The organism is Thalassoroseus pseudoceratinae, assembly GCF_011634775.1.
Classification (GTDB): Bacteria; Planctomycetota; Planctomycetia; order Planctomycetales; family Planctomycetaceae; genus Thalassoroseus; species Thalassoroseus pseudoceratinae.
In genome coordinates this window covers 1-26,764 of sequence record NZ_JAALXT010000004.1, presented here as the reverse complement: position 1 = coordinate 26,764, position 26,764 = coordinate 1, and the positions used below count along the sequence as shown (strand labels likewise).

Genomic DNA, 26,764 nt, shown 5'->3' with positions numbered 1-26,764 from the left:
CGTTTCAATCAACTAAAACTCACCGGTTGCGCGACTCGCTCAGATTGCGGCTGCAACTCGGCGGCCACTTGCTCGAGAATGGATTCGTCCACGTAGGGCATGTCTTCGCTCATTGCGGCCAACATCGACAGGTCGGCCAGACGGTCGATGGCTCGGGGAATCCCTTCAGAAAGTTCCGCAAGTTTTCGGAATGCTTCCGGCGTGAATGTGACATCGGTCCGGCCGCATTGGGCCAAAATGTCGGTCACATAATCCGCGATCTGCGTGGTATCGAGGGGAATAAGATCGGCACGCAAATCAATTTGTTCCGCCACACGAGCCGCTCCGGCTGGCAAACGCTCTGCCCGGGTTGCCAGAATCACCGTAAGCCCACCGGCGACGTTATCGGCGAGTTGAACGAGTCGTTCGACGGCTTCTAATCCACCGCTTCCGGCACGTTCCAAACCATCGAAAATGACGACAGCTTGGTGCTCAAACGCCAACATCGACAGCAAATGGTCTTCGACGGCTGTCCACGCCCGAAAAATATCCGTCGGGACGGGGTAGATGCCAAGTTCCTGGGCGAGCCGTCGCGGAATTTCCTCGCCGGTCAGACCGGGCAAGTTCATCAAGACGCTCTGGCGTTGGGAGCGACGCACTTGGTCGTCGACAATTTTGAGCAACAGGGATTTCCCCGTGCCCGGTCCGCCACAGAGCAAACCGCAGCGGCGACGTTCCTCAATGAGGTACAACAACCGCGACAGTGCTTCTTCGTGAACTTCACTTTCGTGGAAGTGACGAATGTCATGCGACTTCGAGAAAGGAGCCGTTTCCAACCCCCAATAGCTGGCGTACATTCCGAACCCTCGAATCGGCTCAAGCGTCGTCATAAAACGTGACACCGATGGCATCCGAATCCATCGTATTGTTATAATCGGTATAAATTCGCGCGCCCATGAACCTCTTCCCCGTTTTCTCGACCGGAATCTCAAAAGATCGATGGACCGATTCTTCGCCGCTGAACTCGACTGGAACGCCCCATCAGTTACGCTCGATGAGATGGAGGCCCGCCATTTGTCCAAGGTGTTGCGGAAGAATGTTGGGGAAATGGTCGAGGTCTTCGATGGAAACGGTCGTTCGGTGACGGCCAGCGTCGAACGGATCGAAAAACGAAAAGTTACTCTACAAATCGACGAGAAACTTCCGACCGAGCCAATTACGACACCAACTCTGACGCTCGCCGTCGCTCCCCCCAAGGGGGACCGTTTCCGCTGGTTGGTCGAGAAGGCAACCGAGTTGGGGGTGGATCAGCTGATCCCGCTCGAAACCCGACGCGGCGTCGTGAATCCCCGTGATGGCAAGTTAGATAAGATGCGGCAAACCGTCATTGCGGCGTGCAAGCAGTCTCGGCGAAATCGGTTGATGGAAATTACCGCTCCGACGGCTTGGGACGAATTGCTTGAGAAATGGGTTCCAAAGTGCACCTGTTGGGTGGCTCATCCGACGGGAACCGATTGGCAAGCCGCCAACTGGGAAACCGACGCGGCCGAACATCTCATCGTGATTGGTCCCGAGGGCGGTCTGACGAATGGGGAAGTCGATCAAGCAATGGCGGCCGGTGCGACTCCCATCTCGCTTGGTCCTCGCATTCTCCGCATTGAAACAGCCGCTCTGGCGGTTGCGGCAGTGTTTGGGTTGAATCGCTGAACGTGAAGTGACCTTACCGGGAAACCACAATGGCATCGTTCAGTGTCAGCAATTCGGGGGTTTGATCGTCGGTTTTGGAATCGATGTGCAAAACCCCAACGACATCGAACGGCCGACCTTCGATATAATCCGTCGTCGATCCATCGCGGAGCGTCACCCGGATAATGTCGCACAGTTTTGGATTCGGGCCGAAGCAGCAAAACTGATTGTCTCGCGCCAACCAAAACCGGGTGAGGTCGGTTTCCTCGAAGCTCGGACGCATGAACCCGCGAATACGAACTCGTTGTCCCGAAAGCGGTTGTAGCTTCTGGGTATTCAGACCAGCTGCACTCGATTTCGGTGGAACAGCCAGATCATCGTAGGACAGGCAAACCGCATTCTCCGGCCCAACCGTCGTGAGTTGCCGGTGAAACGGAATTCGCGGTGAAGCCATCACCGCAACGGAAATCGGTTTCGTCATGGTGTTCGGGGGGGCGGGCGTTTCATCCGAGGCGTTGACCAACGTACGGGACTTCACAATCGGGTGATCCACCGTTTGGTTGTGTTGAACTCCAACCCAGTATCCCAGCAGGAACACGACTGCAACCGCCGCCACGGTTGGCAACGCGAAACGCCACCGAAAGGGATTTGCCGCCGGAAGTTTAGCGGCTCGAGAATCGGCTAATCGCTTGGCTTCCTGGCACATTTCGGTTTGCAATCGGGTCACGAATTCCGCATCGGGACGGTCCGCCGAACTCATGCGAGCCAAAAGATTCTCCACGTTTGCTTCTGAGGAGTTTGTGACATCGTTGCGACTCGGTTGTGAATTGGACATGGGACATTGCTTAATTCGACATTTGATCGAGCCGACGAATCTTAGCCTTCAAATTCCAAATTCATCGACTTCGCGAGAGATACGAACGCAACACGGAACGCGGTTCGTGCCCGCGTCAAACGGGATTCAATCGTCTTCTCGGTCACATGCAGTTTCGCTGCAATCTCGCGTACGCTTCGACCATGCAAATACTTACCGGCGAGCGTATCCCGATAGTGAGGCGGAAGTTGCGACAATGCTGCGTTGACCAACGTCTCGGTTTCCTGTCGATCCAAAGCAGTTTGGTTGATGGGTTGGGATTCTATCCGTGCCAACTCGGCGAACAAGTCCTGATCGATTCGCTGCCAAACGGCTTGCCATCGTGCGGACTGCTTTTCCTGATCGAGTTTGCGACGAATTTCATTCCGGGCCAATCCCTGAAGCCACGGAAAAATTTCGTTTGCCGATCGCTCTGGGTCGTACTTCGGGAGTTCACGCAAAGCCCGTAACAAGACTTCCTGCACAACTTCCTCGCACAAATGGCGATCTCCCCGCAGTCGATGCAGGCAAAACGCGAACAATGGATTGATGGTTCGCTGCGCCAATTGCGTAACGGCGTTCGCATCGCCTGAGAGTGCTCGGGTATGCCAGTCGTGATCGAACTCAATGGATTCATTGGGAGAGGACAATCGTGATTCCTCTCAGAAAATGATTGTGTGTGGTGATCATCCTTGATTTCCAAGTGTGTATGTCGCAGTTGAGCAAAGATCCTTCGGCGAAAATTGACACTCGACCGGCGGACTCTACAATAGGCGGTTTTTCCCGGTGTTGGGAGTGCAAACCGTGACAAGCTCCGAAGTTGAAACCCACGACGAAGCCATCCGTAAGGCGGGCGTCCTTATTGAGGCGCTGAGTTGGATTCGGCGATTTCGCGGTCAGCATGTCGTCATCAAGTTTGGCGGAAGTGCGTTAGAACAATCAGACGCTGTTCGCAGCTTCCTGACAGACGTGGTCTTCATGGAAACCGTGGGGATGCGTCCGGTGTTGTTACACGGTGGCGGCAAAGCAATTTCCGCCGCAATGACCGCTGCGGGAATCGCTCCGCATTTTGTCCAAGGACGACGGTACACCGATGAAAAAACCTTGGACATCGTGGCTGAAGTCCTCGCCCGTGATATTTGCCGATCACTGGTCCGATTGATTCGGAAATCCGGCGGACGAGCTGTGGAACTCAGCTACCTGACGCAAAACGCCCTCGTGGGTGAACGGATCGAGTTGCCGGGTGAGAACGGTGAATCACTCGACCTGGGAGCCGTCGGGAAAGTCGTTTCCATCGACCGCAGTTTAATCGAAGACACTTGCCGATCCGGTTGCATTCCGGTGATTCCGTCCGTTGTGCTCGATGCCGACGGTGGAAAATTGAATGTGAACGCCGATACCGCCGCTGCTGCGGTCGCGGGCATGATGCAATCCGAAAAACTGGTGTTCCTCTCCGACGTGCCTGGCATCTTTCGAGATAAGAACGACCCGAGTACGCTCATCTCCCATTTGACCGCGGACCAATGTCGGCAACTGATCGCGGAAGGCGTGATCGATTCCGGAATGGTGCCAAAAGTCGATGCCGCTATCGAAGCGTTGCAGGCCGGCGTGAAAAAAGTACACATCGTCGATGGGCGGATGCCGCACTCGGTATTGCTTGAGATTTATTCGAATACCGGCGTTGGCACGGAAATTGTTTTGTAAACGCCTCGCAACTTTGCGGAGAAATCCGCTGAACCATTTCCCGGTCCGCTTTGTCCGTTTAAGATCGATTCTGTCCGCTCCTCTATTGCAGTTCGTTAAGGAACCATCGTGACCACCACCGACGTAACCAGCCCGAATGTGATCGCCCAGTTTGAACAGTTTGTGATTCCCAATTACGGACGGTATCCGATTTGTTTAGTGCGTGGCGAAGGTTCGCGGGTCTGGGATGCGGAGGGGAATTGCTATCTCGACTTGTTCCCTGGCTGGGGCTGCAATGTGCTTGGCTACTGTCCGCCCCGCGTTGTGGAAGCGTTGCAAGAACAGGTTGCAAAACTGATTCACGTGCCAAATACCTGGTACACTGAAGCCCAAGGACGATTCGCGGAGATTCTTTCGACTCGGGCCTTTGGCAAAGCCTTCTTTTGCAACAGCGGTGCCGAAGCGATTGAAGGAGCGATCAAGTTGGCCCGGTTGCACGGAGGTCCTGGACGGCATCGAATCATCACGTTCGAGAACAGCTTTCACGGGCGGACGTTCGGCGCGATCTCCGCGACCGGACAGCCGAAATATCATCAAGGGATCGGTCCCCTGCTCCCCGGTTTTCGATACGCACCGTTCAACAATTTGGAAGCCGTGCGTTCGCTGGTCGATGACGAAACCTGTGCAATCTTGGTCGAACCGATCCAAGGGGAAGGCGGCGTGAATTTGCCGAGTGACGAGTTTCTGGCAGGATTGCGGCAGATCGCGGATGAGGCGAATTGCTTGCTGATCTTCGATGAAGTTCAAGCCGGCATGGGCCGCACGGGAGCTTGGTTTGCCCATCAACATTGGGGCGTTCAGCCGGACATCATGACGCTGGCGAAAGGTCTGGCGGGTGGTGTCGCTTGCGGGGCGTTCTTGGCAACCGATGAAGTGGCTCCAAGTTTGAAACCAGGCACGCACGCCAGCACGTTCGGTGGAAATCCGCTTGCGATGGCGGCGGGAATCGCCACGGCGGAAACGATCGAAGCGGAAGGCTTGCTCGAACACTGCCTGCAAATGGCCGATCGATTTCGCGAGCATTTTGAAGCTCTGATGGCCGAACTTCCTATCATTTCGGAACTGCGAATTCAGGGCATGATGATTGGGTTGGATCTGACCGTCGCTGCGACGCCTGTGGTCGGAAAATGCATGGAGCGGGGCTTGCTTGTCAATGCGACACACGACACGGTCGTGCGATTGTTGCCCGCCATCAACGTGACTCCGGAAGAAGTCGATGAAGGCTGTGCCATCCTCGCGAACGTTCTGCGGGAGCTTGCCGACGAAGTCTCCGTGAGTGCGTAACCAAACCACCGATCAACAAAAAAAGCCCGCTGGCGTGTCACCAGCGGGCTTTTCAATTTTTCGGCGAGAGATCGAGGACAGTTCACTCAAGATCGCAGTGGGTGCAGTCTTGTGGCGGCCGGAAAACGCACGCATCTTCACGCCCGCCACGGGCCTAGAACACTGTAATACGGTCTAAAAGTCATCCGGGTTGCCGAACAAGCCGCCACCGCTGCTGGGTTTTCCGCCTCCGCCCTTCGGTGCGTAACCACCTTTTAACGGACCTTTGCGTTGGCGTTTGTAAGGTTTGTCGCCACCGGGAGCCATCTCTTCGTCAGTCTTCTTTTTGAACTCTTCGGGCACTTCCTTGAGTGCTTTGAGCGAAAGGCTAATGCGTTTCTTGTTGGGATCCACTTCAAGAACTTTGAATTCTGAAGTGTCGCCTTCTTTCAGGACGTCAGCCACACGATTCACGCGACGATGGTCCAGTTCGCTGATGTGAACCAACCCTTCCACGCCGGGTTCCAACTCGACGAAAGCACCGAAATCGGTAACCCGTGTGACCCGACCGCTGACCGTTGAATCCGTTGGGTAAGTGCTTTCCACCGTTTCCCATGGATTTCGTTTGAGCTGTTTCATTCCCAGCCCGATTCGCTTGCGATCGGCGTCAAGCGAAATCACTTGGACTTCGCATTGCTGTCCTTCTTTCAGGACATCGCTGGGGTGACGGATTCGCGTCCAGCTGATTTCGCCGATGTGCAAGAAGCCATCCGCACCACCGATGTCAACAAAGGCACCGTAGTCTTTGATGGTCTTGATCGTGCCGGTGAAGGTTTGCCCGAGGGATAGTTTTTCCCAGAGCTCTTTTTCCTGTTCCTCACGCTCGATCTTGAGATACTCGCGACGACTCACGATCAGATTGCGTTTCGCCGGGTTCACTTCCATCACTTTGACGGTCAGCTTTTGACCGACAAATGGTTCCAAGTCTGAAACGTATTGCAGATCGACTTGGCTAGCTGGTAGGAAACCTCGAAGCGAACTGATGTTAACTTCCAAGCCGCCTTTGTTGCTCTTGGTGACTGTGGCGTCGACGAGTTGACCGACTTCCACGGCACTCCAGTCGGCACCGACTTTTCGTTTGCCACGAGGAAGGCTGACGTGGATCAATCCATTCTCTGCGTCATAGCGATCGACAGAGACGGTCAGTTCTTGACCAACTTCCGGTGGCTTGTTTTTGTCGAACTGTCGTAACGAAACCAAGCCCGGCGAACGCAAACCGACATCGACGAAAACGTCGTCGTCGCTGATGGATTGCACTTTCGCTTTGAGTTTTTGACGTGGTTCGAGTTCTTCTTCGGACTTCGGTGCCGCGTCTTCGGGCGGGGTTGCTGGCGTGGCGGATTCGGTCTCACCACCTGCGGGAACCGCAGGAGCGACGGAAGATTCCGGCACGTTCGCAGTCGGTTCGCTGGTGCTGCTCGACAGGGCGCTGGTGATCTGGGATTCCAAATCCTTGTCGAGATCGTCCGCCTTAGGGATGTCCACCGGCTTCTGCGGAGGAACAACTTCCGCCGACGGATCTTTCTGAGACGCTGGTTGCTCGCCTTCTTTTTGTTCAACGTGTGCTGGAGCGGTGGCCGATTGCACATCGCCGGCTTGCAAGTTCGGGACGGCTTTAGCCGAACCAGACGTCACACCAACTTGCACGCGCGGCTTGTCTTCGTCGCTGGCAGCTTCGGCAGGTGTTGCTGCCTCAGGTTCCGACGAGGCCGTTGGCTCGGCCGGTGTGTTGGCGGGTTCCGCGGGCGTTACAGGCTCGGGGGGCGTTGGCGTTACCGCCGTTGGTTCCGACGGCGGGACACTCTGATCACCACTCGAATTCTCTGCGGAACTCGCGTTTTCAGCCGATGCCGTTGGCTCCGGAGTGGTCGATTCAGCCGGTGACGTTGGCGTCGGTGGAGCATTTTGCTCCGCCTGCGTTTCAGTCGCCGTTTGCTGATTCGTTTCTTGAGTGTCTTCGTCGCGGGGTGCTTGTTCGTCGGAGCTCATCGCATTCCAACCTTATTCCACAGTCCTACACATCTTACCGTTAGCCGATACAACCGGCGGGCAACTCTTTTTGAATTCCAGAAGTGCTTTTGTCTGAAATCTTTTCCCCTCTACGGGTTGAGGGGTGCAGAATACCCAAAGTTCAGAGAAAAAACCATCTTCCGGACGGAATCTAAATTTTTCTGTCAAGACAGGAATTTCAAGAAATCTAGGAGTCCTGTTTCGTGAAATCTCTGTGAAGTCTTGTCTCAATTCTTGTTTGACCGGGTTGTGCTCTTAACACATCGGAACCCGACCGCATCGCTTTTTTCGTTTTGACCGAACGCCTGCCGAGCCGCGGATCGCAATTCTGGATAGGCGTCTCGCCACGATCCACTGCGGATGACTTTCCGAGTGGCGGCCGATTTCGTTGGTTTTTTCGTCGCCCATGCTGTTCCATCGACAGGGGCGTTTTGATAGTTCTCGTGCCAGTCGTCGGCAACGAATTCCGCAAGGTATCCGTGCATGTCGTAAAGTCCCCACGGGTTCGGCTTCAGAGCGCCGACAGGGGGATCGTTGCCGGCGGCATTGCCAGTGTGCCAACCGTACGCATCGAGAACACTGGCCGTCTTGCCGACGTCGCCGGGTTTCGTCGCGAATGCACCGAAACTATAAGCCGACTCGGTGCCCGCTCGGCAACAGTACTCCCATTCCGCTTCCGTGGGCAGTCGAATGAGTTCGTTGTCGGCGATGAGTTTTTCTTGGCGAAGTAATTTCGTCAGCCGGTTACAAAATGTGTTGGCATCTTGCCAGGACATCATTTCAACCGAATTCCGAGGCCCCTTCCATCGGCTGGGATTCTCGCCCATCACAATTTCGTACAGATTCTGTGGAACTTCGTAGCAACCAATCGCGAATGGTTTGGAAAACGTCACTTCGTGAACGGGGCGTTCGGCGGGTTTGCCGTCTTCGCTTCCCATGCGGAAGGACTTTGGAAACTTCCCCTGGCCCGGTGTGATCGAAACCAGCTCGTCGGTGAAGGTCTTCAAAAGAGCCGTTGGCTTCGATCGGCCTGCAGGTTCGTCGGCGGATGCCAAATGAGACCAAGCCACCACCGCGAAACAAAGCACGAGTTGCGGAGACCGGCTGTCAACGACGCGACGAAGAAGTTCAAAATTGAAAACGATAAGTTTCGACATGGCGTTTATCTTACGCGGGGCGGGCACTCTCGCAACACTCGGAGCCGGAATTCATGGAAAAACCATATCGTGCATTCCACGTCAGAGGCTTGCCGAATCGTCGGCAAACTGGCACCGTGAAGGGAAATTGAGAACTTTTTCACTCGAAACGGCTTGCTCGATGCGTTGGTATTTGGTCGTCGTTTTATTGTTAGTCGTGGGTTTGGTGTTCCAACTCGGGCTGTTGGTTTACGCCATGTATGCGTTGCTTGGCGTGATGTTAACCAGTCGGTTTTTCGCACGCAGTTGGATCGAAAGCGTGACGGCCGAGCGAGGTTGTAACATCACGAACGGTGTGATTGGCGATCAAGCAACCGTGACCGTGACCATCAAGAATACCGGTCGCTGGACGATTGCGTGGTTGCTGCTCGAAGACTCGGTGCCCAAGTCGGCGATGATGCAGCGTCCGCCGCGAATCGGCATCAAGAAACCGCGATCGGCGATCATGCGACTGAAGCCGGGAGAAACGAAGAAGCTTTCCTACCGTGTTCGATTCGACTATCGCGGTTATTACCAACTCGGTCCACTCTTGGCAGAAACTGGGGATTTGTTCGGTTTGCATCGCCGGTATCGCGTTCTGACGGAACCGGTCTACGTGTTAATTACCCCGACTGTCGTTCCGCTGTCGGGGTACGATATCGCTTCGCGGCGTCCGATCGGTGAAGTGCGGATGACGTATCGGTTGTTCGAAGACCCAACGCGGATTGCCGGTGTGCGGGCGTACGAAGAAGGCGACCCATTGCGGCGAATTCACTGGCACGCGACGGCTCGCACTGGCGAACTTCATAGCAAGGTCTACGAGCCATCGACTGTCGCTGGGGCAACGCTGCTGGTGGACTTCCATCAAGACGGTTACAACAGCCGAGCCGAACCGCACCGCTCGGAACTCGCCGTGACAACGGCAACAGCATTGGCGAATCAGGTGTATTTGCTCGGTCAGCAATTTGGTTTGTATTCCAACGGACGAGACGCCGCCGATCGAATTCGTCAGCAAGGACACCGCTTGGAATTCCGGTCTCGCGTTGCTGCTCAAACAGATGCGTCCCAAGAGACCTCAAGCGATCGACTCCGTCCCGTCGAGTTGCGATCGGCACGCGGTCCCGATCAATTTCAACGCACTCTGGAAACACTCGCACGGCTTGAACTCACCGATGGCCTGACGTTTTCCGAATTGGTCGTCGAAGTGTCCGGTCGTCTGCCTCGCGACGCCACCGTCATTGCCATTCTGCCGGATGTCCCCGAGGAAACCGCCATTGCGCTTGGAACGCTCAAACGCAGCGGGTACTCGGTTACGGCGGTGGTGGTCACCTATGATGAACACCACTTCGTCGCCTGCGGTGGTCGGCTGGTGGCCGAGGGAATTGACGTCCGCCGAGTCGATGACGAAGCCATGCTGGCCGCATTGTGCTCGCAACGCATGATCGGCGCGTTCGGCTAGCGCGTCAGTGGCACACTTGGTGCGAAGGACAGGATGGTTGCCGGTTGGGTTCGCCGGTTCGCAATGCTATGATCAATCCCCCCGAACGGAAACCATTTTCTATGATGACAGGAGAGGAACGGATGTCGAAGTTTCTGAAGTTTGCAACGGCTTTGGCCCTCACGGCGTTGGCATGGCGGTCGGCAATGGCGGCGGACGAGGGTGGTCCCGCACCCGCGGAGTTTCAGGTCAAATTTGAAACGACCGCTGGTGATTTCATTGTCGATGTGCATCGGGATTGGGCCCCGCGTGGTGTCGATCGGTTCCACGACGCCGTCAAGAAGGGTTTCTACAACGAGTGCCGGTTCTTCCGCGTCGTGCCTGGGTTCGTTGTACAATTCGGCATGAACGGCAACCCAGACATTCAACAGAAGTGGGCCGAAGCCCGCATTCCCGACGATCCGCCGAAGCACACCAACGAAGAAGGCACGCTGACCTTCGCGAACTCCGGCCCCAATACCCGCACGACACAACTCTTCATCAACTTGGCCGACAACTCTCGTCTCGACAACTACGGCGGCTACGGTTTCGCCGCTTTCGGGAAAGTCTCGAAGGGCATGGACGTCGTCAAGAAGATCAACGCCCAATACCGCGAACAACCCAGCCAAGCGATGATCACCCGTCGTGGGAATGAGTATCTGAAAGAAAACTTTCCGAAGCTCGATTACATCAAGAAAGCGACGATTGTTGAGAAGAAGTGATGATGTGATGTGGTCTGATGTGATCATGTGAAACAAGCCGCCGGTTCCCTCCGGCGGCTTGTTTATTTGGCATTAATGGCGAACTTCTTGCTCCGGTTCGTTGTCGTAGTCGTTAATGAGAATCGTATCAATCACTGAGCATCCAATCCTTGAAATTCCGTTCCTCAATGCGGGGAAAGGGCCGGGAGCGTTTTATACGGATCGGTTGCCGGTTCACACCGGAGAAGTCTCGGGGCTCCCCGGCGATCTCGAAGCACTTCTGGCAACGGCGGACTTGCAAGGACGCGAACGATTTCAAGAAGCCAACTGCGGTCCGCAGCGATTGCTTGGTGAAGCACTGCCAGAACGCTTGTGCTCGGAGCTTTTGCCGGAGTTAAATCTCGATCCGAATCGAACCGGTGTGATTCTCGCTGGGGATTTCTATACAGTGCCCAATCTCGACAAACGTGGGGGCTCCGGCGATGTCCTGCCAGTCTGGAGAGCGTTTGCAGAGAGTTTTCGCTGGGTCGCTGGGGTGGCGGGCAATCACGATACCTTCGGAAACCGCGACGAACCCACACGTAACGTGTCCGGCAATGCTCATTATCTTGATGGCAACTCAACGAATCTCGATAGCCTGGTCGTGGCCGGGATAGGTGGCATCATAGGTTATCCAAACAAACTCCACCGCAAAACCGAATCGGATTTTCTCACCTATACGGAATTGCTACTAGATCAGCTTCCTGACGTGTTGGTGATGCATGACGGTCCTGATTTTCCGGCAAATGACTTGAGGGGTTCATCGAATATCCGAGGAACCCTTGAGCGATTTCCCAAAACGCTGGTGGTTCGCGGTCATTCTCATTGGCCGATTCCACTGGTCGAAATGGCAAACGGCACACAGGTTCTGAATGTGGATTGTCGCGTGGTGATTCTGCGACGAGCGCAATAAGAACAGCCGCCGGTCGGGAACCGGCGGCTTCTTTCACATCATCACATTAGACCTCATCATCGCTTAGGCAGCGTCGGGGTCGGTGTCTGGGTAGGGATCCCATTTGATTTGGTCGGCGGAGACCATTTCGCCTTTGTCTTTGTCCCAGGCCATCATGCGACCGCTTCGCCAGGATTCGTTGGCCAAGTTCACGGCGACCACGCCAGCCAGGCCCAACTCCGGCGGGCAGTTCAATTCTTCGCCGTTGCGGAGATGGTTGTGCAGGTTGGTGTGATGCAAGTGGATGTCTTCGGCACCGGACTTTTTGTGTTCGGCGAGGACTTTGCCGTCTTTGTCCTTGGCGACCCACCCTTCTCGGGTGAAGTACAACGTGCCCCGATACCCACGGATGAGGTGATCGACACCCACCCGGTTGCTCTGCGTACCGAGCACGTAGACCGTCATGCCGCGGGGGTACTCGCAGATCATTTCGAAGTTGTCCGGCAAGTTCCGACCGTCCGGCCATTGCCAGATGCCACCCATGCCGACAACGCGGTTCGGGTAGAGCAAGTTACACGCTTTCATAATCCGCGTGATGCGGTGGATGAACAAGTCCGTCGCGACCCCGCCGGAGTACATCGAGTAGCATCGCCATTCGAAGTAATGGTGCGGATTCCAATCGGTCTTGGGAGCTTTCCCGAGCCAAGCGTTCCAGTCGAGATCTTCCGGTTTGGGCATGTCGTCTTTCAGACCCGGTTTTCGCCAGGGGCCTTGTGAACCGTAGCGACGCACATACTCAATCTGAGCTTGCACGACTTGCCCGAGTACGCCGTCTTCGATGGCTTTCGCGGCGGATGAGTAGCTGTCGTCAGACATGCCCTGCACGCCGACTTGAAGGGCCAAGCCCGTTTCTTTCTGCTTGTTGACGACTTCGATCGCTTCGGGAATGTTGTGCGTCATCGGCTTTTCGCAGTAGACGGCTTTCCCGGCATCGAAGGCGTCAATTGTCATCTTCGCGTGCCAGTGTTCTGGCGTGGCGATGGTGACGTAATCGACTTCTTCATCGAGCACACGACGATAGTCTTGGTAAGCGTTTTCGGCACCGACACGGGCGGCACCTTCTTCGGCTCGCTTCTGCCAGCAGTCCGCGACAGAAACGGGTTGCAGGTTGTCTGGGCCGGTCAATTTTTTGATGGCATTGAGGTGGCCAGTTCCCATGCCGCCGACGCCGATGAAACTCGTGCGGATACGGTCGTTCGCACCGAGAACACGAGCATAACTGGCAGCGGTCATGCCTGTCGTCGCTGCCGCAGCACCGGCAACTTGCAGAAATGAACGGCGGGAAACATTTGAAGATGTTGGGGCGGGTTCGCTCACGACGGAGACTCCAATGGAAACATATTAACGTTCAAGCATTCGTCTTCATGGTAACGTCGCCCATAGTTGATGTCGAGATTGAGCAAATGTGGAGCGGTGAAGTTTGACAGTTTGAAAAAGCGTCATTCGCCACTCGCAATCCTTATTCTCCTCATTCGACGATCACGGGAACCGGCCCGCATGTTCACGCACACGGTCGCCGTGGGCGGCGAGTTCGGCATGGCGTTCGGGGGAGAGTGCGTCCCAAGATTCGAGCAGCGAAAGATTTTGCCGAAGTTCGTCGGCGTCGTTGGGAGCCATTAGCGTGACGCTCACGGCCGGATGTGCCAAAGCGAAGCGGTACCAATCAGTCGCTGGTGGAATGACGAAATCCGGCGGATCGGTCGGGGTGGGACGCAACAACGCACCCCAACGCAGAGCCGTGAACGAGACGACCGGCAACCGACCTTGTGTGATTGGGAACACATCGTTTTCCGCACCGCGATGGGCGGCGTTGTAGCGGAGCATCAGCATGTCGAGGTAGTCAGAGTTTTGGATGAAACTCGCGGCGAGCGGTCGTTGATGGCTGGTCAAACCAATCGACTTCACACGCCCCTCCGACTTGAGCATCTCCAAATAGCCGGCGGCACCATCGGGTTCGTGAATGCGGTCCCAATCTTCTTGGTCTTCGACGTAGTAATAGGTGACAACGTCGATCACCTCGCTTTGGAGTTCCTCACAGATTTGCTCGAATTCCCGTCGAGCAACTTCCGCACTGCGAGATTCCAACTGAACGGCGATTCGCACGTCATCACGACGCGAACCGAGTTCACGGATTGCCCGTTGCATACCGTTCTCGGTGCCGCACCAATTGAGATAGTTCACGCCCTGCTCGATCGCCTCGTGAACCGCATCGGCGGGCAACTCGGTATTCCCTCGAGACGCCAAACCGAGTCGGCAAACGGTTCCCAGAGATGGAAACTCAACGGTCTTTGGCAGCGGTGTGGACATGGTTTGATTCTCGGATCGGGCACGAAACACGATTCCGAGATTCTATCATACCGCACCGACGACGTCCGCTTCGGCGTAGTCGAACTCTGGTTCCTCGTCGATCCACTCCTCCTCGTCATCTTCGTACGTTTGTTGAGGGCGACCGGATTGGAGTTTCAGCACGATGGCCCCCAGGAGTGTCACGTAGTACGGAATTTCCACGGCTTCGACGGTCACGAACTGTGCGGAGACGATGAACCCGATCAAGGAACTGATCACCATCGATGCAATCGGTTTGAGCCACGGGTCGGCATCGGGTGAGTTCGATAACTTTCGACTCAAACGCCACAGCCCCTTAATGCACAGGAAGTAAAACGCAATCAGACAGATGATTCCCGGAAAACCGAGTTCCGCACCGACCTCGAACCACAACGAGTGGGCGGCTTTTCCTTTTTTGAATCCAAAGGTGTGAGCTTTGATTTGGAAGTGATCGGGACCGATGCCGAACAGCGGGTTGTCGAGCATTGCTTGCCAGCATGCCCCCCAGAGTTCGAGTCGGCTTTCGGCGGAGCGGTCGCGTTCTTTGGCGTCGGCGAAGATCGTCATGAACCGTTCGGTAACTTCTTCCCCCGCCAACCGCACGCCGAGCGCGATCGCCAATCCGAGCATCAGATAGTGCGTCGAGCGTTTGGGAATCAGCAGAAACGCGATTCCGCCGGTGATGCACAACGCCAGCATTCCACCTCGGGAGTAGCTAAACAACACCGCGTTGACCATCATCAACCAGAAGAAAAACGCGATGCCCTTCTTCCACAGTTTCTCTTCATACAACCCGAGAAAGAACGCCAGCCCAATGGCCGCATTGAGCGAAATGGCATAACCGTTGTTGTCCAGTCCGCCGAAGCCCTCTTCCTTCAGCTTGTTGTAGCCGCCGAAGTAATAGAGGTTCATTTGCATGGCGATATAACCTTGGCAGATGAGAATCACCCATGCCAAGATGCGGACTTGCTTCGTCGTGCGGACGGTTGTAATGCCGACAATAAACGGCGCGACGATCTTGCCGATCTGTGAGGCGAAATACCAACCGGCTTCGGGGACTTCGCTTGTGGCGGCTCCGAAGATACTGGAGAACCAAAACCCCACCAACGCCAGCGTGATTCCCTTCGCTTTCCCGAGTCGCCAATCACCGCAACCGCGAAGAGCCCAGCCAAGAAGCATCGAAAGTGCCACGAGTCGGCTGTAGTTGCTCGCTGGGACGGACCACGCCCAAAGTGCTTCCGGCTTGAGAATCGCCAAGGCCACATACGCCAACAGACCGTAGAACGGCACCACCAGCCCAGCCAGTGTGCCGAACAGCGTCAGCGAATAGGTGACAAGAATGCCGATCATGAGCGAGGGGCAGCCCAAACGTGAATCGCGGAAGAGACGGTCTCATCCCAAGTGTGGGTTGTGTCGCCGCAGTGCTCGCCGATCCCATCCGCATTCCGTTGATTTTTGGCAACTCGTCCGGTGACTTTGACGGATGAACCGATTCCTCCGGTCATCGAACTGTCACGCTTCGAAATCAAACCCTGCCCCGTTGCGATGGCATCGACAAATCTTGATACTAAATACGATTTCGATGCCGTAACACAAAGTCTGAATTCGCTGACGGGCGAAAACCGGCCCGCAAAGGAATATGAAATGACACGGTGGAGTCTCGGGGGAATTCTTCTCGCACTGCTGGTGTTCCATGCCGCGAGCGGTGAACTCGTTGCCCAGACAAGTCTCTGGGGGCGAACTGGGGAGAAGTGGGATCCGAAAGGCCCGTTGCCCGATTTCTCGTTCGCCGGGTATCAGCGGAGTGAACAACCAATTCCGGAACGAACGCCCACGGTCTCAGTCACGGACTACGGAGCCCAACCGGGTATCGATGCCACAAAGGCGTTTCAGGAAGCCATTGAAAAGAATCCCGGTCAGTGCATCGGCGTTCCAGCGGGGCGTTTTGTGCTGTCGGATCGACTCCGGATCCAAACCGCGGGCACGGTGCTTCAGGGAGAAGGCTCACGACAGACAACGTTGTTCTTCACGCGGAGTCTGCAAGAAATCGAGCCGACACAAACGCAAACTGGCGGCGGTCAGGCCACAACCAAGTATTCCTGGTCGGGCGGTTTGATCACGGTTGGCGGATGGGGTGTCGCGTCGGCAAAGAAACAACCGATCAGCGGAACGGCCGAGCGTGGAGACACCGAAGTTCAAGTCGCCAATCTGCAAGATGTTCAGGTTGGTGACGATGTCCAACTCAAAATGACCGACGACGACGCGGGCAGTTTGACGGATTACCTCTACCGGGGAGACTCGGGGGATGACAAGACGGTGCGTGGCAAACTTTCGATCGTCCAAGTTGCCCGTGTGACGGCGGTTTCGGGTGATCGCGTCACGCTTGATCGTCCGTTGCGCGCGGACATCAATCCCCGTTGGCAACCAACGCTGACGAAATTTCAGCCGCGAACACAGAACAGCGGGTTGGAAGGCGTGTCGATCGAATTCCCCGTAACACCATACGGCGGGCATTTCAAAGAGGTCGGGTTCAACGGCATCGATTTGATCGGAACGAACAATTGGGTCCGCGACGTTGAGATTCTCAATTGCGATTCGGGAATCTTCATTCATGGCCAATTTCACACCGTGACCGACGTCACGATTCGGTCCGATCGGCAGCCCGATCGGGAAGGTCGTACTGGCCACCATGGATTCACCGCCGCTGGTCAGGATTGTTTGGTGACGAAATTTCGCATTCGGACACGGTTCATTCACGATGTCACCGTCACACGCGGTTCCGTGGGGAATGTGTTTTCCGAAGGCAATGGTGTCGACCTCTGTTTTGATTTCCACCGTGAGGCACCCTACGAAAATCTGTTTACGCAGATCAGTCTTGGGAAAGCATCGCGACCGTGGAATTCCGGTGGGACGCGGGGCAAAGGAAGACACGCCGGGACGGGCAACGTTTTTTGGAACATCGATTCTCGAACGAAGATCACGCCGCCGAAACCGGATTTCGGACCAGCGGGTTTGCTCTTCGTTGGACTCAATGCGTACGACGGCGGTGTGAAGAAACCAGTCACGCTGCCAAACGGTTGGTATTACGAGCCACAAACTCCGGGACGCTTCGCACCGGCGAATCTCCATCAAGCCCAAGTCGAACGTCGCTTGAAATCCGTGTCTCCGCGAGACTGAACAAGACTCACAACGACCGTGTGGTTTTTTCGACCCACGTCCAAACCGTTGAGCAGGTGGAACTCATCAAACCTTGGAGTTGCTGACATGAAACCGACGACATGGCTCTGCGGCATCTGGATGTTGTTCGTCAACACAACTGGCGCGTTCGCCGATCTGAACCAGTATCGTCTGCGGACAATTGAATGGCTGGTGGATAACTCCGACACAATTGGCGTTTTCCAAGTCGATGAGACCAAGCCACCGGCGGTGCTGCACACATTCAAAGGGGATGCCGCGAACATCGAATATCCGCTAGCCCCTCCGAAATTCGACGGCTATCTCTACTTTTCGAGAATGGTTGAAGGGCCAATCCGGTTGCGATTTATCCGTGGGACAAGCGAACTTCTTGAGGAAATTGAGATCGGCCGCCGAAGCCCGATCGACTTCCCCACGCTGCTGGATGTCTACTACGGCGTCACTCAATATGGAAACGTTGTGCTCTCCGAGCGAGTGCTCTTGGAAACGCTCTCGGGCCGTTTGCGTGCCAAAACGGGGCCGACCATTGATCCCAATCCACGAGTGGCCCACGCTCGCAAATCTGGAGTCGTCGCGCACTCGGACTTTCCACTTGAATCGGGGGGCGAGACGTTTGTCTTGATTGTTCCGTTCACGACCGAGCGGCGAGACTACTTCATCAAGATGTTAAAAGACGGGCCGGCCGCTGAGAAAATCCGTGCGATTCGGGAACTGCGAATCTTTGACGATCCGTTGTCGAGGCAAGCAATCACCGAGGCGACTCGACTGGACAGCGTAAAATCGTCGTCCGTCTTCACCCAAGAAGGTCGCGTCGAGATTGGACGTGAAGATGTCATCCGCGAAGCGACTGCGGCCCTCAAATGGTTGCCGTGAGAAACCATTAACCCCAAATGCGACAGGCGAGAAGCCGTCCACCGACGACCGCTCCTAACCCGATGAACAGGTTCCCCGCGACATATGCGAACGCCAACTGCCAGCGGGATTCTCGCATGAGTTCGACCGCTTCGTATCCGAATGCCGAGAACGTGGTGAGGGAACCCAACATGCCGGTCACCAGCAGCATGCGGGCGAGTTCGGGAAGAGGTTGGCGATCGGTGGTGCGGGGGATGTCGATCACCCAGGCCATCAACGCACCGATCAAGAAACAACCCAGCACATTCACGGCGAGCGTGCCGATCGGTGGGAAACTTGGAACCCACCGCCTTGCCAGACCGGTCAGTGTAAATCGGGCGATCGCTCCGAAGAAACCGCCCAGTCCGACGGTCAGCATTTGCAGAATTGGTGATGTCATGGTGATCCGAATTCCAGTTGATGACGAAAATCCGCAGTGATTTTGGGCAAATTGTACTGGTTCACGGACACTACGGCAGGCAGACGATCCGGTCTTTTAACGTTTTTACAATTCCGCTAAACTTCACCGAACACGCTCAAGTTGGGAACAGTTGATGAGCGTTCGTCCATAGAGACCAGTTTCGAGTTGGCGGGAAGGAATCTGCCATGACGTTTGCCTCGCTGACATTTCTCCACATTGCCGATGCCCGGTTGGATTGCCCGCTGGAGTACATAGGTGATGTGCCGGAAGATTTGTTGGACAACATTGACGATGCCACGCTGACGGCGTTCGAATTGGCCGTCGAGACTGCGAAAGAGCGGCAGGTCGATTTTGTATTGCTCACCGGCGCGACTTTCATCGATTCCGATCTCAGCTTGCGGGCTCGGATTGCATTGGTGGATGGTCTGAAGAATCTTGCAGGCGACGACATTGCCGTGTTTGTCGTACCCAGCGATGAAGCCCCGCTTCCCGCATGGAGGGCGATTTCGGATCTGCCGGAGAACGTCACGATTTGCGAACCCGGCGTCACCCTGCCCGTTCACCGCGATCACGAAACGATTGCCACGGTCTGGGCGGGGGCGGAAACGGAAGACGCCGTTCCCTACGTGAATGGCCACACGAATGGAGCGACCAACGGACATCATCGGCACGTCACACCGTTCCGTCTCGGCGTGATGACCGCCCCGATCGTGACTCCCTTGTCGAACCGCCCCGATCGCGAATCGATCAAAGAATCGAACGAACTCCCCAAAGAGACCGATTGGCAACGACCCTCGTGGGCACGACCGACGACTGAACCGGAATCCGAAATCGAACCGCAACCGAGCCAAGAGACGCCGGTCAAAGAATCTGCACGCTTCAACTATTTGACATGGGCATCGCAGACCGGACGGTTTCAGTCAGAATTGCTGCGTCAGACAAATGGCGAATCGATTTCCCGACCGTTGACGACGCAACCACTTCGGGACAGTGAACGTGCACAGGCTGGTGTGAAACTCGTCGAGGTTCGGCCTGATGGTCGTCAACACGAAACGGTGCTACCGACAGCGGTTGTGCGATTTGATTGCATCAACATCGACGTTCCCAACGAAATCACCCGCGACGATCTTCTCACAACAATGGCCGAAGCCCTGTTGGACGCTGCGACCGATCGAGACGAAGACTTCTTACTGATTCAATGGGAACTTCGAGGCACGGGAACGCTCTGGGCTTCACTTCGCGACCGGACGACATGGGAAAGTCTACTCGAAGACGTAATTCTCACCGCGGAACCACCGCAGTCTCCGATCCTGTGTCATGCCGTTCGTTTGCACCGAGCCATGCCAGTGGACTTCTCGAATGAAAGTCTGCCCACGCGTTTCGCACAACGATTGGACTCACTGGAATCGTTGACGACTCACGAGTTGTCGCAACGACTCGAGGACCATTGGCAAGCTGTTCCGGAAGCCGAGCGAGTTGTTGGTGGACGGGAACTTTTGGACGAGCACATTTCGAGCCACGACAAGGACGCCATTCGGCAACTCGCCTGGACCATCGGCAACGATTGGCTCCAGAACGAATTGGAAACCAACGCCTAACTCAAGACGCTGCAACCGGGAAACTCCCGCCACAAAAACGGCGGGCCTGGAGTCATGGAAGGACCCAGACCATGCAATTGACCGATATTCAGATCGATCGTTTCGGTGTGTGGCGGCGACTCGCAATGCCGTTGCGTCCAGGGGGAATCAACGTGGTTTACGGTCCGAATGAGGCCGGGAAATCAACGTTGCTCCAGTTCATTCGCGGGAATCTGTTCGGGTTCGATTCGGGAGCGGCTCGACCGAGATGGGAACGGTCTGAGTTTGAGGACGAACCGACGGTTTTCGGGGGTTCGCTTCGGTTGACGCATGACGGTCATGAGTTTGAAGTGACCCGACATGCCGACGGCGATGGACGCGGAACGCTGTCCGTCGAACGTGTGGCGGATTCGCTTTCAAATCTGGCCGATGGGTCGGATTTGCCCAGCGAGTTTCAGAACCTGGCCCCGCAAGACAAGCTGACTCACATTCTCGGCGAGACTGGCGAGCAGACTTTTCGGCATGTCTTCGCGATCGGTTTGAGTGAGCTGCAGGAACTTTCCACGCTCCAAAACGCCGAAGTCGCTCGACGCATCTACGGTTTGTCGCTTGGTCCGGATGGTGGCGAACTGGTCAAAATGATCAGCGATGCAGACCAATTCCGGCGACGGTTCTTTGTGTCGAACCGACACCGTGGCGAACTGTTGCGGCAACTTTCGCGAGTGAAGGAACTGGATGCGGCGGTCAACCGGATTGGTGATCAACGGCGTCAGTACGCCAAGTTACTCGCCAAGCAAACCGAATGGCAAACGCAAATCGAATCGCTGAAAGCAAAGCGAGCGGGACTACGGCAGCAATTGCAAGGGCACGAAATCGTCAATCGCGTGGCGACACCGTGGCGACAACTTCGCGAATTGGAACGCGAGTTGGCGTCGCTCCCGAAAACCAATTCGGCTCCGAAATTCGATTGGAGTGTGATCGAAGAGATTGATCTCGATTTTGCCGAATTGAAACCACAATATCGAGACGCACGACGGCGGGAAAACTCCGCGCGAAAGAAAGCTGACTCCGCCAAACCGAAGGTCATTCCGAATCAGACGGAAACGGTGGCGGTATCTTCGTCTCCGTGGACGGAGGAAATGTTCGTACTCCAAGGGTTGGTGGCACAACGGCCGATTATCGCCGAAGCTGCCCGACACGCCGAGCAATCCCAAGCCGAAGCGACCAAGAAAAAGGCCGAATTCGATGCTCGACTTCGCACGCTCGGTCCGGACTGGTCGGCAGAGCGGTTGGATTCCATCGACTCCACGCATACGGCGTATCATCGGTTGGCGGATGCCGGTCGGAAGTTTCAATCGCTGGCGGCTCGCAAAAACCGCATGCAGAAGAAGTACAAAAAGACCGCCGACGCCTGTCACAAGCTGCAAAGCGAGTTCGATGCCGCGATCGGTCAGATTCCAGAATCGACCCTGAAAGAAGCCATCGTCGAAGCAAAACGGCAACTCGCTGACGGTGAGGGATTGGCCCAATTGCAGTTCCGCGAGAGCGAAGTCGATCAACGGATTTCCAACCTGCAACGCGAATTGGCCCGTTTGGAAAGCCGCCCCGATTTGCCACCGTGGGCACCAGGATTCTTGCTGTTTCTGGGGATTGGCGGAGCGATTCTGTCCACACTCGGTTTCATCACTGGGCTCACCACTAACGGTGTTGCCGGGCTTATTTTGGCGTTGATCGGTTTGGCGGGGTTCTTCATTGCACGCGGATTCCAACATCACTCTGAAGGGCATCTGCACGAAGATTTGGCGGAACTTCGCATGCGGATTCGCACACACGAAGCCGAGCTGAAAGACATTCACGAGGTAATTCGTCACCGCCTGCCCGACGGTCGGACTGACACCGCACACCCAGAAGGACCGCAAGCTCAGCTCATTGCTCGGGCGTCGCAACGGTTGTCCGAACTGAAACGACTTGTCACCGTGCAACGACGTTTGAAGCGGGATCGCAAACGACTCGGACGAATGCGAAAAAGTATTCAAACCGTCGGTCGAGAACACGATGCCGCCCGCCAAGCGTGGTGTGACGGTGTTCGACAAGTCCGTCTGCCGGAGACAGTCAACGTTGATGATGCCCTGCGAACTTGGCAGCAAGTCGCTGAGGTACGCGAATACAAATACGCATGGGATCTCAGCGAGAATGCCGCCCGCGATGCCAGCCGCCGGATGGAACAGTACCGCGGACGCATCGAGACAACCGGTCGGCAATTCAAACGGCATAAAGAAGACTACGCCCACCCGTTGGATGTGCTTTCACGGTGGGAACGCGAACTCACGCAGTTGCAGGCCAAACCGCAAACGATTCCCGCTCCCGTCGCGACGACTCCACCGGAAATCGACGACAGCGAACGGCAGAAGTTTCTGAAGACGGCTCGCAAGTACCGACGCGAGGCCGTGCGATTGAAACGTCGAATGGTCGCGTTGAAAAAACGCCGGCGAGAATTGTTGGCGGAAGTTGGTGTCTCTTCCCGTGAGGAATTGGAGTCTCGACAACAACACGGCGGTCGACGGCAAGAACTCGAAGAGTTGATCGCGATGGCGAAGTTGGAACTCGAAGCTGCACGGGAGGAAGCCCCCGAGTTGGCGATCGTCGAAGACGATTTGCATTCCCACGACACTCACGGGAATCAGGAAAGCCGCGAAGAATTGACTCGGCAACTGGAACAAGTCGAAGCGGAACTTCAGAAACGGAGCGAGGATCTGGGACGCGTCAAACAGGAGTTGGCAACACTCACCGATGACCGCACAGGCACAAGGTTGCGGCGGGAGTTGGCCAATGCTCGGTTGCAACTCCAGCAAACTGTGACGCAATGGATCGCAACCGAAACGACCGCCGATGCGGTGAGTGGGTTGCGTTCGAATTTGGAACGCGATGGCCAAACAGGAACACTGGAACTGGCGTCAGAATTCCTCTACGAATTCACCGACGGCCGTTACCGGCGAATTTGGTCACCGGTCGATCAACAGCATTTGCTCATCGAAGATGAAGCTGGTCAGAGTTTTGCTGTCGATGCTCTCAGCAACGGAACCCGCGAGCAATTGTTCCTTTCCATCCGATTGGCTTTGGTGGAACAATTCGCTGAAGATGGAATCGAGTTGCCTTTGATTCTCGATGATGTGCTCGTCAATTTCGATCACCAACGCACGGCCGCCGTGGTGGAAACGCTTCACCGATTCGCTGAGCGTGGACACCAAGTGTTGCTGCTGACCTGTCACATGCATCAGGCACAGTATTGCGAATCGTTGGGTATCGAACCGATTTGGCTGCCCGGCCACCATCCGCTCATGGAAACCAATCGCGTGGCATGATCGATTCCAAAATGAGTCAGGCGGGAGGCGATTCGTCATCAAGACACAACGCCTCGCGACCAGACCCATCGACAACGATCGTTATTCGTCCGCCGGTCCGTTCAATTGGATGATGTTGAACATCGCACCTTGGCAGTCCGAAACAACGCCCAACTTGCCCACAGGGAGATCCATCACCGGTTGGATCAGTTGGCCGCCCAGTTCTTGGACTTTGCTGGTGGCTTTTTCGATGTCCTCGACCGTGAAATAGGCTGTCCAAAATGATGGAATCTCGCCCATTTCTTGTCGCCAGGGCAGAATGCCGCCGTTTAATTGTTCGCCGTTTTTGATCACAACGTAGTCGGTCATCGACTCGTCTTCGTCGAACGTCCAGCCGAATAACTTGCTGTAGAACGCTTGCGACGCTTCGACATCCCGGCTGATGAGTTCGTTCCAACCCCAGGTGTTCGCATCGTTCACCCAACCGGCACCGGGGTGATCGATCGGCTTCCAGAGAGCGACCATCGCGCCTTCGGGGTCGGCAATCACCGCCATCTCTCCCGCATGCACGACTTGCATCGCAGGCATCGTGATGGTTCCGCCCGCATCGGCCACCTTCGCCAAAACGCCTTCCAAATCCGGCGTGTGCACATAGCTATTCCAGTGCGGTGGTGCCCCACTTTCCCTCACTTTACCAGGCATTTCACCCAAGCCGGCGACGGCGTGGCCATCTTTCTTGAAGATGTAATATGGAGGTCCGTTGTGCGTGTCTTGCTCTTCGGCCGTCCAACCGAACAACTCACAGTAAAAATCGTGGGCACCCATCAAACCATGGGACATCAAATCGACCCAACAAAACTGATGCGGTGCGTAAGACTCTCGACGACCCATTGAATCACTCCCGAAAACCAGACGGATTTGAAGGCTGAACCGTATTGGAATTGCCGATGCGTTTAGGGTCAAGTGTACAGTTTTTGGATTCTTTTCGAGTGTCGTCTCGGCAACCTCGCGACGGTTGGTGTTCGAAGTGAGTTCGATGTTAGACTGTCGGATATGAGAGGCAGAGTATCCGAATCACTAGGACAGATATCGTTCGCAAGGTTCCAACCATGATGAAGTTTTTGGTACTGCTGAATGTGCTTGTGTTCGGCTCCCGGATGATGGGTGCCGCGGAACCGGTCGTTCGTGTGGCTGTCTTCCAGGACAGTGGCACAGGGGCCAGTTCGACCAAGCTGATCGATGCTTTGCAATCACGGGAGAGTTTCCCTGTGGAGGTGCAAAAGATCACAGCGGAGGAAATCCAGAATGGTCGGCTTGACGATGTTGATGTGCTCGTCCACCCCGGTGGCAGTGGGAGCAAGCAGGGAAAAGCGTTGGGAGAACTTGGCCGCGAAAATGTGCGGCAGTTCGTTCGTGGCGGTGGTGGTTATCTTGGCGTTTGCGCGGGAGCGTATCTGGCGACGAATGATTATTCATGGTCGCTGAATCTGATTGATGCCAAAGTTCTTGACCGATTGCATTGGGCCCGAGGCACGGGAGCGGTAAAGCTTCGCCTCTCACCGCAGGGCACCAAATTCTTTGAGTCGGATCGCGACGAAATTTCGTTGTACTACGGTCAAGGCCCATTGCTCGCCCGCCGGGAGTGGGACGATCCCAAAGTCCCCAACTACGAAAGTCTCGCGATCTTCGCCTCGGAAATCGCCAAGAAAGGCGCTCCCCGTGGCGTGATGATCGGCACCTCCGCTGCCGTCCGCTGCCAATATGGTGACGGCCGAGTCTTCTGCTACAGCCCCCACCCCGAATCCACGGAAGGCCAACACCACTTGATTCCGATTGCCGTCGAATGGCTAACGAATGATCAACCGTAGGTCTGGCGAAGCGTCAATCATCGTTTGGTTTCCTCCCGAAGTACCGCTTGACGGCATCTGTTAGTAGGAATACGGCAAGGTGGCCAAACAGCAGTCCGCAACCGGGGTCAAGAACGAGTGGAATCCACCAAAGTGATTGCACTGTCGATGAGGGGGCCAACAAACAACCGCCCGTGCCGATCAAACCACCCAGCAGCGGAATCATCGAATAATTCCTCGGTTGCCCCTGCGCATTGAGCGTCCGAGGAACCCAGTAAATCGCCCACCATTGACCAACCGCCAACAACACCGAGAACCCAATCAACAGAATCGAAAGGGACCACCATAAGTAGAGCATTGTTTCATGCTGTTCGAGTCATAAGTCCGGCACAGCTAGACTGAGTCGCTATTTGACGACCCAAAGTGGCAATCGTTGAGCACGCGCGAAACGAGCGAGCGGCAGCAACTGCGTAAATGTTTGGACGTCCATATCTTCGTCGATTAGATCATCGTCCTCAATGTATTTTTGAAATAGCTCATCCAATGCCGAGTCTTCGGTGGGCAGTGATAACGCATTGCCAAGCGACTCGAGTTCGGGTATCAAGTTGTCGAGTGCGCCGACATCCAGATTCGGGGAATCGTCGGAGAATTCAAGCGAACCGATATCGGTTTTCACGGGTAAGTAACATCCGTGCCATGCTTCCATCGACAAGAAGTGAGGCAGCTTGTCTGCCCCAAGGGCTTCGACACCCCGCTCCTGCAGTTCGCTCCAACCGGACCAGCCTAGCTCATCGCTATGACGTTCGGTTTGGCTGTTGAAGTCAATGTCATCTCCGAACATCCCTCGAAGCGTGTCGGCAACCTGCGACGCGAACGGCTCAGTGAACATAGTGTTCGGTACAGCAACAGAAAAGACAAGTGCCATGCTAGTTGTCCTAGTGGGCGGCATACCATTATCAGTTGTAGGTCAGGCTATGCCTGACGTTCAAGCTCAATCGCCTGTTGGCTCTACCAGAGGTGGAGTATCCATTGATGAGAAGTGGATTGTGAATTGTGGACCTTTGGCTGACGGCCGCCAACCTTTAGAAAGAGCTTGGCGAACACAATCAGCAATGTGTTTCGGCGTGATAGGATGTGGTGTTGCTGTTGTATAGCAGTCCGGATGCGGATGATCTGTAAATGCGACTAAAACCGTGCCAGAATCATGGGCAAGCTCAACTGACACTGTA

Annotated in this window: 23 protein-coding genes and 1 pseudogene; 11 read left to right on the top strand and 13 right to left on the bottom strand. The window is 55.6% G+C overall.

The window, feature by feature from the left end:
* Window positions 1–8: 8 nt before the first annotated feature.
* Complete coding sequence (locus G6R38_RS14410) at window positions 9–881, bottom strand: ExeA family protein (RefSeq protein WP_166826793.1); 873 nt, start codon at window positions 879–881, stop codon at window positions 9–11.
* Between the two features lie 97 nt (window positions 882–978).
* Between G6R38_RS14410 and G6R38_RS14405 the strand changes: the two genes are divergently transcribed.
* On the top strand, window positions 979–1,686 hold the full coding sequence (locus tag G6R38_RS14405) for an RsmE family RNA methyltransferase (RefSeq protein ID WP_166826791.1): 708 nt from the start codon (window positions 979–981) through the stop codon (window positions 1,684–1,686).
* Window positions 1,687–1,699: 13 nt separating this feature from the next.
* Here the strand turns inward: G6R38_RS14405 and G6R38_RS14400 are convergent, their stop codons facing one another.
* Both G6R38_RS14400 and G6R38_RS14395 read right to left on the bottom strand, forming a co-directional pair.
* Window positions 1,700–2,500 carry a hypothetical protein gene (locus tag G6R38_RS14400; RefSeq protein WP_166826788.1) on the bottom strand — a complete coding sequence of 267 codons (801 nt, stop codon included), beginning with the start codon at window positions 2,498–2,500 and terminating at the stop codon, window positions 1,700–1,702.
* Window positions 2,501–2,541: 41 nt separating this feature from the next.
* Entirely contained in the window at window positions 2,542–3,168 is a 627-nt protein-coding gene (locus tag G6R38_RS14395; RefSeq protein WP_166826785.1) for an RNA polymerase sigma factor, read from the bottom strand.
* Window positions 3,169–3,322: 154 nt separating this feature from the next.
* Between G6R38_RS14395 and argB the strand changes: the two genes are divergently transcribed.
* Both argB and G6R38_RS14385 read left to right on the top strand, forming a co-directional pair.
* Window positions 3,323–4,222, top strand: coding sequence for an acetylglutamate kinase (argB, locus tag G6R38_RS14390; protein WP_240928212.1), 900 nt, complete (start codon window positions 3,323–3,325; stop codon window positions 4,220–4,222).
* A gap of 105 nt (window positions 4,223–4,327) precedes the next feature.
* Complete coding sequence (locus tag G6R38_RS14385) at window positions 4,328–5,545, top strand: aspartate aminotransferase family protein (RefSeq protein ID WP_390881413.1); 1,218 nt, start codon at window positions 4,328–4,330, stop codon at window positions 5,543–5,545.
* Window positions 5,546–5,719: 174 nt separating this feature from the next.
* Here G6R38_RS14385 and G6R38_RS14380 read toward each other — a convergent pair whose 3' ends face one another.
* Together G6R38_RS14380 and G6R38_RS14375 are read right to left on the bottom strand one after the other, a co-directional pair.
* The gene (locus G6R38_RS14380) at window positions 5,720–7,573 is read right to left on the bottom strand and encodes a S1 RNA-binding domain-containing protein (protein WP_166826777.1); all 1,854 of its coding nucleotides are present in this window, start codon (window positions 7,571–7,573) and stop codon (window positions 5,720–5,722) included.
* A 248-nt stretch (window positions 7,574–7,821) separates the two neighbouring features.
* Window positions 7,822–8,751 (bottom strand): formylglycine-generating enzyme family protein, encoded by a 930-nt coding sequence (locus G6R38_RS14375; protein WP_166826774.1) that lies wholly within the window; start codon window positions 8,749–8,751, stop codon window positions 7,822–7,824.
* A 160-nt stretch (window positions 8,752–8,911) separates the two neighbouring features.
* Between G6R38_RS14375 and G6R38_RS14370 the strand changes: the two genes are divergently transcribed.
* From G6R38_RS14370 to G6R38_RS14360, 3 genes are all read left to right on the top strand, one after another.
* On the top strand, window positions 8,912–10,228 hold the full coding sequence (locus tag G6R38_RS14370) for a DUF58 domain-containing protein (RefSeq protein WP_166826770.1): 1,317 nt from the start codon (window positions 8,912–8,914) through the stop codon (window positions 10,226–10,228).
* A 122-nt stretch (window positions 10,229–10,350) separates the two neighbouring features.
* A complete protein-coding gene (locus G6R38_RS14365) occupies window positions 10,351–10,968 on the top strand; it encodes a peptidylprolyl isomerase (RefSeq protein WP_240928210.1) in 618 nt (205 codons plus the stop codon).
* Window positions 10,969–11,083: 115 nt separating this feature from the next.
* Window positions 11,084–11,899: a metallophosphoesterase family protein gene (locus G6R38_RS14360; RefSeq protein ID WP_166826766.1), complete on the top strand. Its 816-nt coding sequence runs from the start codon at window positions 11,084–11,086 to the stop codon at window positions 11,897–11,899.
* Between the two features lie 63 nt (window positions 11,900–11,962).
* Here G6R38_RS14360 and G6R38_RS14355 read toward each other — a convergent pair whose 3' ends face one another.
* The 3 genes from G6R38_RS14355 to G6R38_RS14345 form a co-directional block, all read right to left on the bottom strand.
* A complete protein-coding gene (locus tag G6R38_RS14355; RefSeq protein WP_240928209.1) occupies window positions 11,963–13,255 on the bottom strand; it encodes a Gfo/Idh/MocA family protein in 1,293 nt (430 codons plus the stop codon).
* A gap of 162 nt (window positions 13,256–13,417) precedes the next feature.
* The gene (locus G6R38_RS14350; RefSeq protein WP_166826761.1) at window positions 13,418–14,245 is read right to left on the bottom strand and encodes an aldo/keto reductase; all 828 of its coding nucleotides are present in this window, start codon (window positions 14,243–14,245) and stop codon (window positions 13,418–13,420) included.
* Window positions 14,246–14,290: 45 nt separating this feature from the next.
* A complete protein-coding gene (locus G6R38_RS14345; protein WP_166826758.1) occupies window positions 14,291–15,613 on the bottom strand; it encodes an O-antigen ligase family protein in 1,323 nt (440 codons plus the stop codon).
* 294 nt (window positions 15,614–15,907) lie between these two features.
* Here G6R38_RS14345 and G6R38_RS14340 point away from each other — a divergent pair, with 294 nt between their 5' ends.
* Together G6R38_RS14340 and G6R38_RS14335 are read left to right on the top strand one after the other, a co-directional pair.
* A complete protein-coding gene (locus G6R38_RS14340) occupies window positions 15,908–17,440 on the top strand; it encodes a glycosyl hydrolase family 28-related protein (protein ID WP_166826755.1) in 1,533 nt (510 codons plus the stop codon).
* A gap of 87 nt (window positions 17,441–17,527) precedes the next feature.
* Entirely contained in the window at window positions 17,528–18,331 is an 804-nt protein-coding gene (locus G6R38_RS14335; RefSeq protein ID WP_166826752.1) for a hypothetical protein, read from the top strand.
* A gap of 7 nt (window positions 18,332–18,338) precedes the next feature.
* Here G6R38_RS14335 and crcB read toward each other — a convergent pair whose 3' ends face one another.
* The gene (crcB, locus tag G6R38_RS14330) at window positions 18,339–18,749 is read right to left on the bottom strand and encodes a fluoride efflux transporter CrcB (protein WP_166826750.1); all 411 of its coding nucleotides are present in this window, start codon (window positions 18,747–18,749) and stop codon (window positions 18,339–18,341) included.
* Between the two features lie 206 nt (window positions 18,750–18,955).
* Between crcB and G6R38_RS14325 the strand changes: the two genes are divergently transcribed.
* Both G6R38_RS14325 and G6R38_RS14320 read left to right on the top strand, forming a co-directional pair.
* Window positions 18,956–20,368 (top strand): metallophosphoesterase family protein, encoded by a 1,413-nt coding sequence (locus tag G6R38_RS14325; RefSeq protein WP_166826748.1) that lies wholly within the window; start codon window positions 18,956–18,958, stop codon window positions 20,366–20,368.
* A gap of 71 nt (window positions 20,369–20,439) precedes the next feature.
* The gene (locus G6R38_RS14320) at window positions 20,440–23,709 is read left to right on the top strand and encodes an AAA family ATPase (protein WP_166826745.1); all 3,270 of its coding nucleotides are present in this window, start codon (window positions 20,440–20,442) and stop codon (window positions 23,707–23,709) included.
* An 81-nt stretch (window positions 23,710–23,790) separates the two neighbouring features.
* Here G6R38_RS14320 and G6R38_RS14315 read toward each other — a convergent pair whose 3' ends face one another.
* A complete protein-coding gene (locus G6R38_RS14315) occupies window positions 23,791–24,579 on the bottom strand; it encodes a VOC family protein (RefSeq protein WP_166826743.1) in 789 nt (262 codons plus the stop codon).
* 218 nt (window positions 24,580–24,797) lie between these two features.
* On the opposite strand from G6R38_RS14315, the gene G6R38_RS14310 reads away from it, so the two are divergent.
* On the top strand, window positions 24,798–25,556 hold the full coding sequence (locus G6R38_RS14310; RefSeq protein WP_166826740.1) for a BPL-N domain-containing protein: 759 nt from the start codon (window positions 24,798–24,800) through the stop codon (window positions 25,554–25,556).
* Window positions 25,557–25,569: 13 nt separating this feature from the next.
* Here G6R38_RS14310 and G6R38_RS14305 read toward each other — a convergent pair whose 3' ends face one another.
* The 3 genes and pseudogenes from G6R38_RS14305 to G6R38_RS27855 form a co-directional block, all read right to left on the bottom strand.
* The gene (locus G6R38_RS14305; protein WP_166826738.1) at window positions 25,570–25,893 is read right to left on the bottom strand and encodes a hypothetical protein; all 324 of its coding nucleotides are present in this window, start codon (window positions 25,891–25,893) and stop codon (window positions 25,570–25,572) included.
* A gap of 48 nt (window positions 25,894–25,941) precedes the next feature.
* The gene (locus G6R38_RS14300) at window positions 25,942–26,460 is read right to left on the bottom strand and encodes a hypothetical protein (RefSeq protein ID WP_166826735.1); all 519 of its coding nucleotides are present in this window, start codon (window positions 26,458–26,460) and stop codon (window positions 25,942–25,944) included.
* A gap of 66 nt (window positions 26,461–26,526) precedes the next feature.
* A pseudogene (locus G6R38_RS27855) lies at window positions 26,527–26,764 on the bottom strand (hypothetical protein); the annotation flags it as partial.

Excerpts from the sequence above, each read along its gene's own strand:
- G6R38_RS14405 (WP_166826791.1), top strand. The coding sequence starts at position 979 with ATGGACCGATTCTTCGCCGCTGAACTCGACTGGAACGCCCCATCAGTT.
- G6R38_RS14400 (WP_166826788.1), bottom strand. The coding sequence starts at position 2,500 with ATGTCCAATTCACAACCGAGTCGCAACGATGTCACAAACTCCTCAGAA.
- G6R38_RS14380 (WP_166826777.1), bottom strand. The coding sequence starts at position 7,573 with ATGAGCTCCGACGAACAAGCACCCCGCGACGAAGACACTCAAGAAACG.
- G6R38_RS14375 (WP_166826774.1), bottom strand. The coding sequence starts at position 8,751 with ATGTCGAAACTTATCGTTTTCAATTTTGAACTTCTTCGTCGCGTCGTT.
- G6R38_RS14370 (WP_166826770.1), top strand. The coding sequence starts at position 8,912 with ATGCGTTGGTATTTGGTCGTCGTTTTATTGTTAGTCGTGGGTTTGGTG.
- G6R38_RS14365 (WP_240928210.1), top strand. The coding sequence starts at position 10,351 with ATGTCGAAGTTTCTGAAGTTTGCAACGGCTTTGGCCCTCACGGCGTTG.
- G6R38_RS14360 (WP_166826766.1), top strand. The coding sequence starts at position 11,084 with ATGAGAATCGTATCAATCACTGAGCATCCAATCCTTGAAATTCCGTTC.
- G6R38_RS14350 (WP_166826761.1), bottom strand. The coding sequence starts at position 14,245 with ATGTCCACACCGCTGCCAAAGACCGTTGAGTTTCCATCTCTGGGAACC.
- G6R38_RS14345 (WP_166826758.1), bottom strand. The coding sequence starts at position 15,613 with ATGATCGGCATTCTTGTCACCTATTCGCTGACGCTGTTCGGCACACTG.
- G6R38_RS14340 (WP_166826755.1), top strand. The coding sequence starts at position 15,908 with ATGACACGGTGGAGTCTCGGGGGAATTCTTCTCGCACTGCTGGTGTTC.
- G6R38_RS14335 (WP_166826752.1), top strand. The coding sequence starts at position 17,528 with ATGAAACCGACGACATGGCTCTGCGGCATCTGGATGTTGTTCGTCAAC.
- crcB (WP_166826750.1), bottom strand. The coding sequence starts at position 18,749 with ATGACATCACCAATTCTGCAAATGCTGACCGTCGGACTGGGCGGTTTC.
- G6R38_RS14325 (WP_166826748.1), top strand. The coding sequence starts at position 18,956 with ATGACGTTTGCCTCGCTGACATTTCTCCACATTGCCGATGCCCGGTTG.
- G6R38_RS14320 (WP_166826745.1), top strand. The coding sequence starts at position 20,440 with ATGCAATTGACCGATATTCAGATCGATCGTTTCGGTGTGTGGCGGCGA.
- G6R38_RS14315 (WP_166826743.1), bottom strand. The coding sequence starts at position 24,579 with ATGGGTCGTCGAGAGTCTTACGCACCGCATCAGTTTTGTTGGGTCGAT.
- G6R38_RS14310 (WP_166826740.1), top strand. The coding sequence starts at position 24,798 with ATGATGAAGTTTTTGGTACTGCTGAATGTGCTTGTGTTCGGCTCCCGG.
- G6R38_RS14305 (WP_166826738.1), bottom strand. The coding sequence starts at position 25,893 with ATGCTCTACTTATGGTGGTCCCTTTCGATTCTGTTGATTGGGTTCTCG.
- G6R38_RS14300 (WP_166826735.1), bottom strand. The coding sequence starts at position 26,460 with ATGGCACTTGTCTTTTCTGTTGCTGTACCGAACACTATGTTCACTGAG.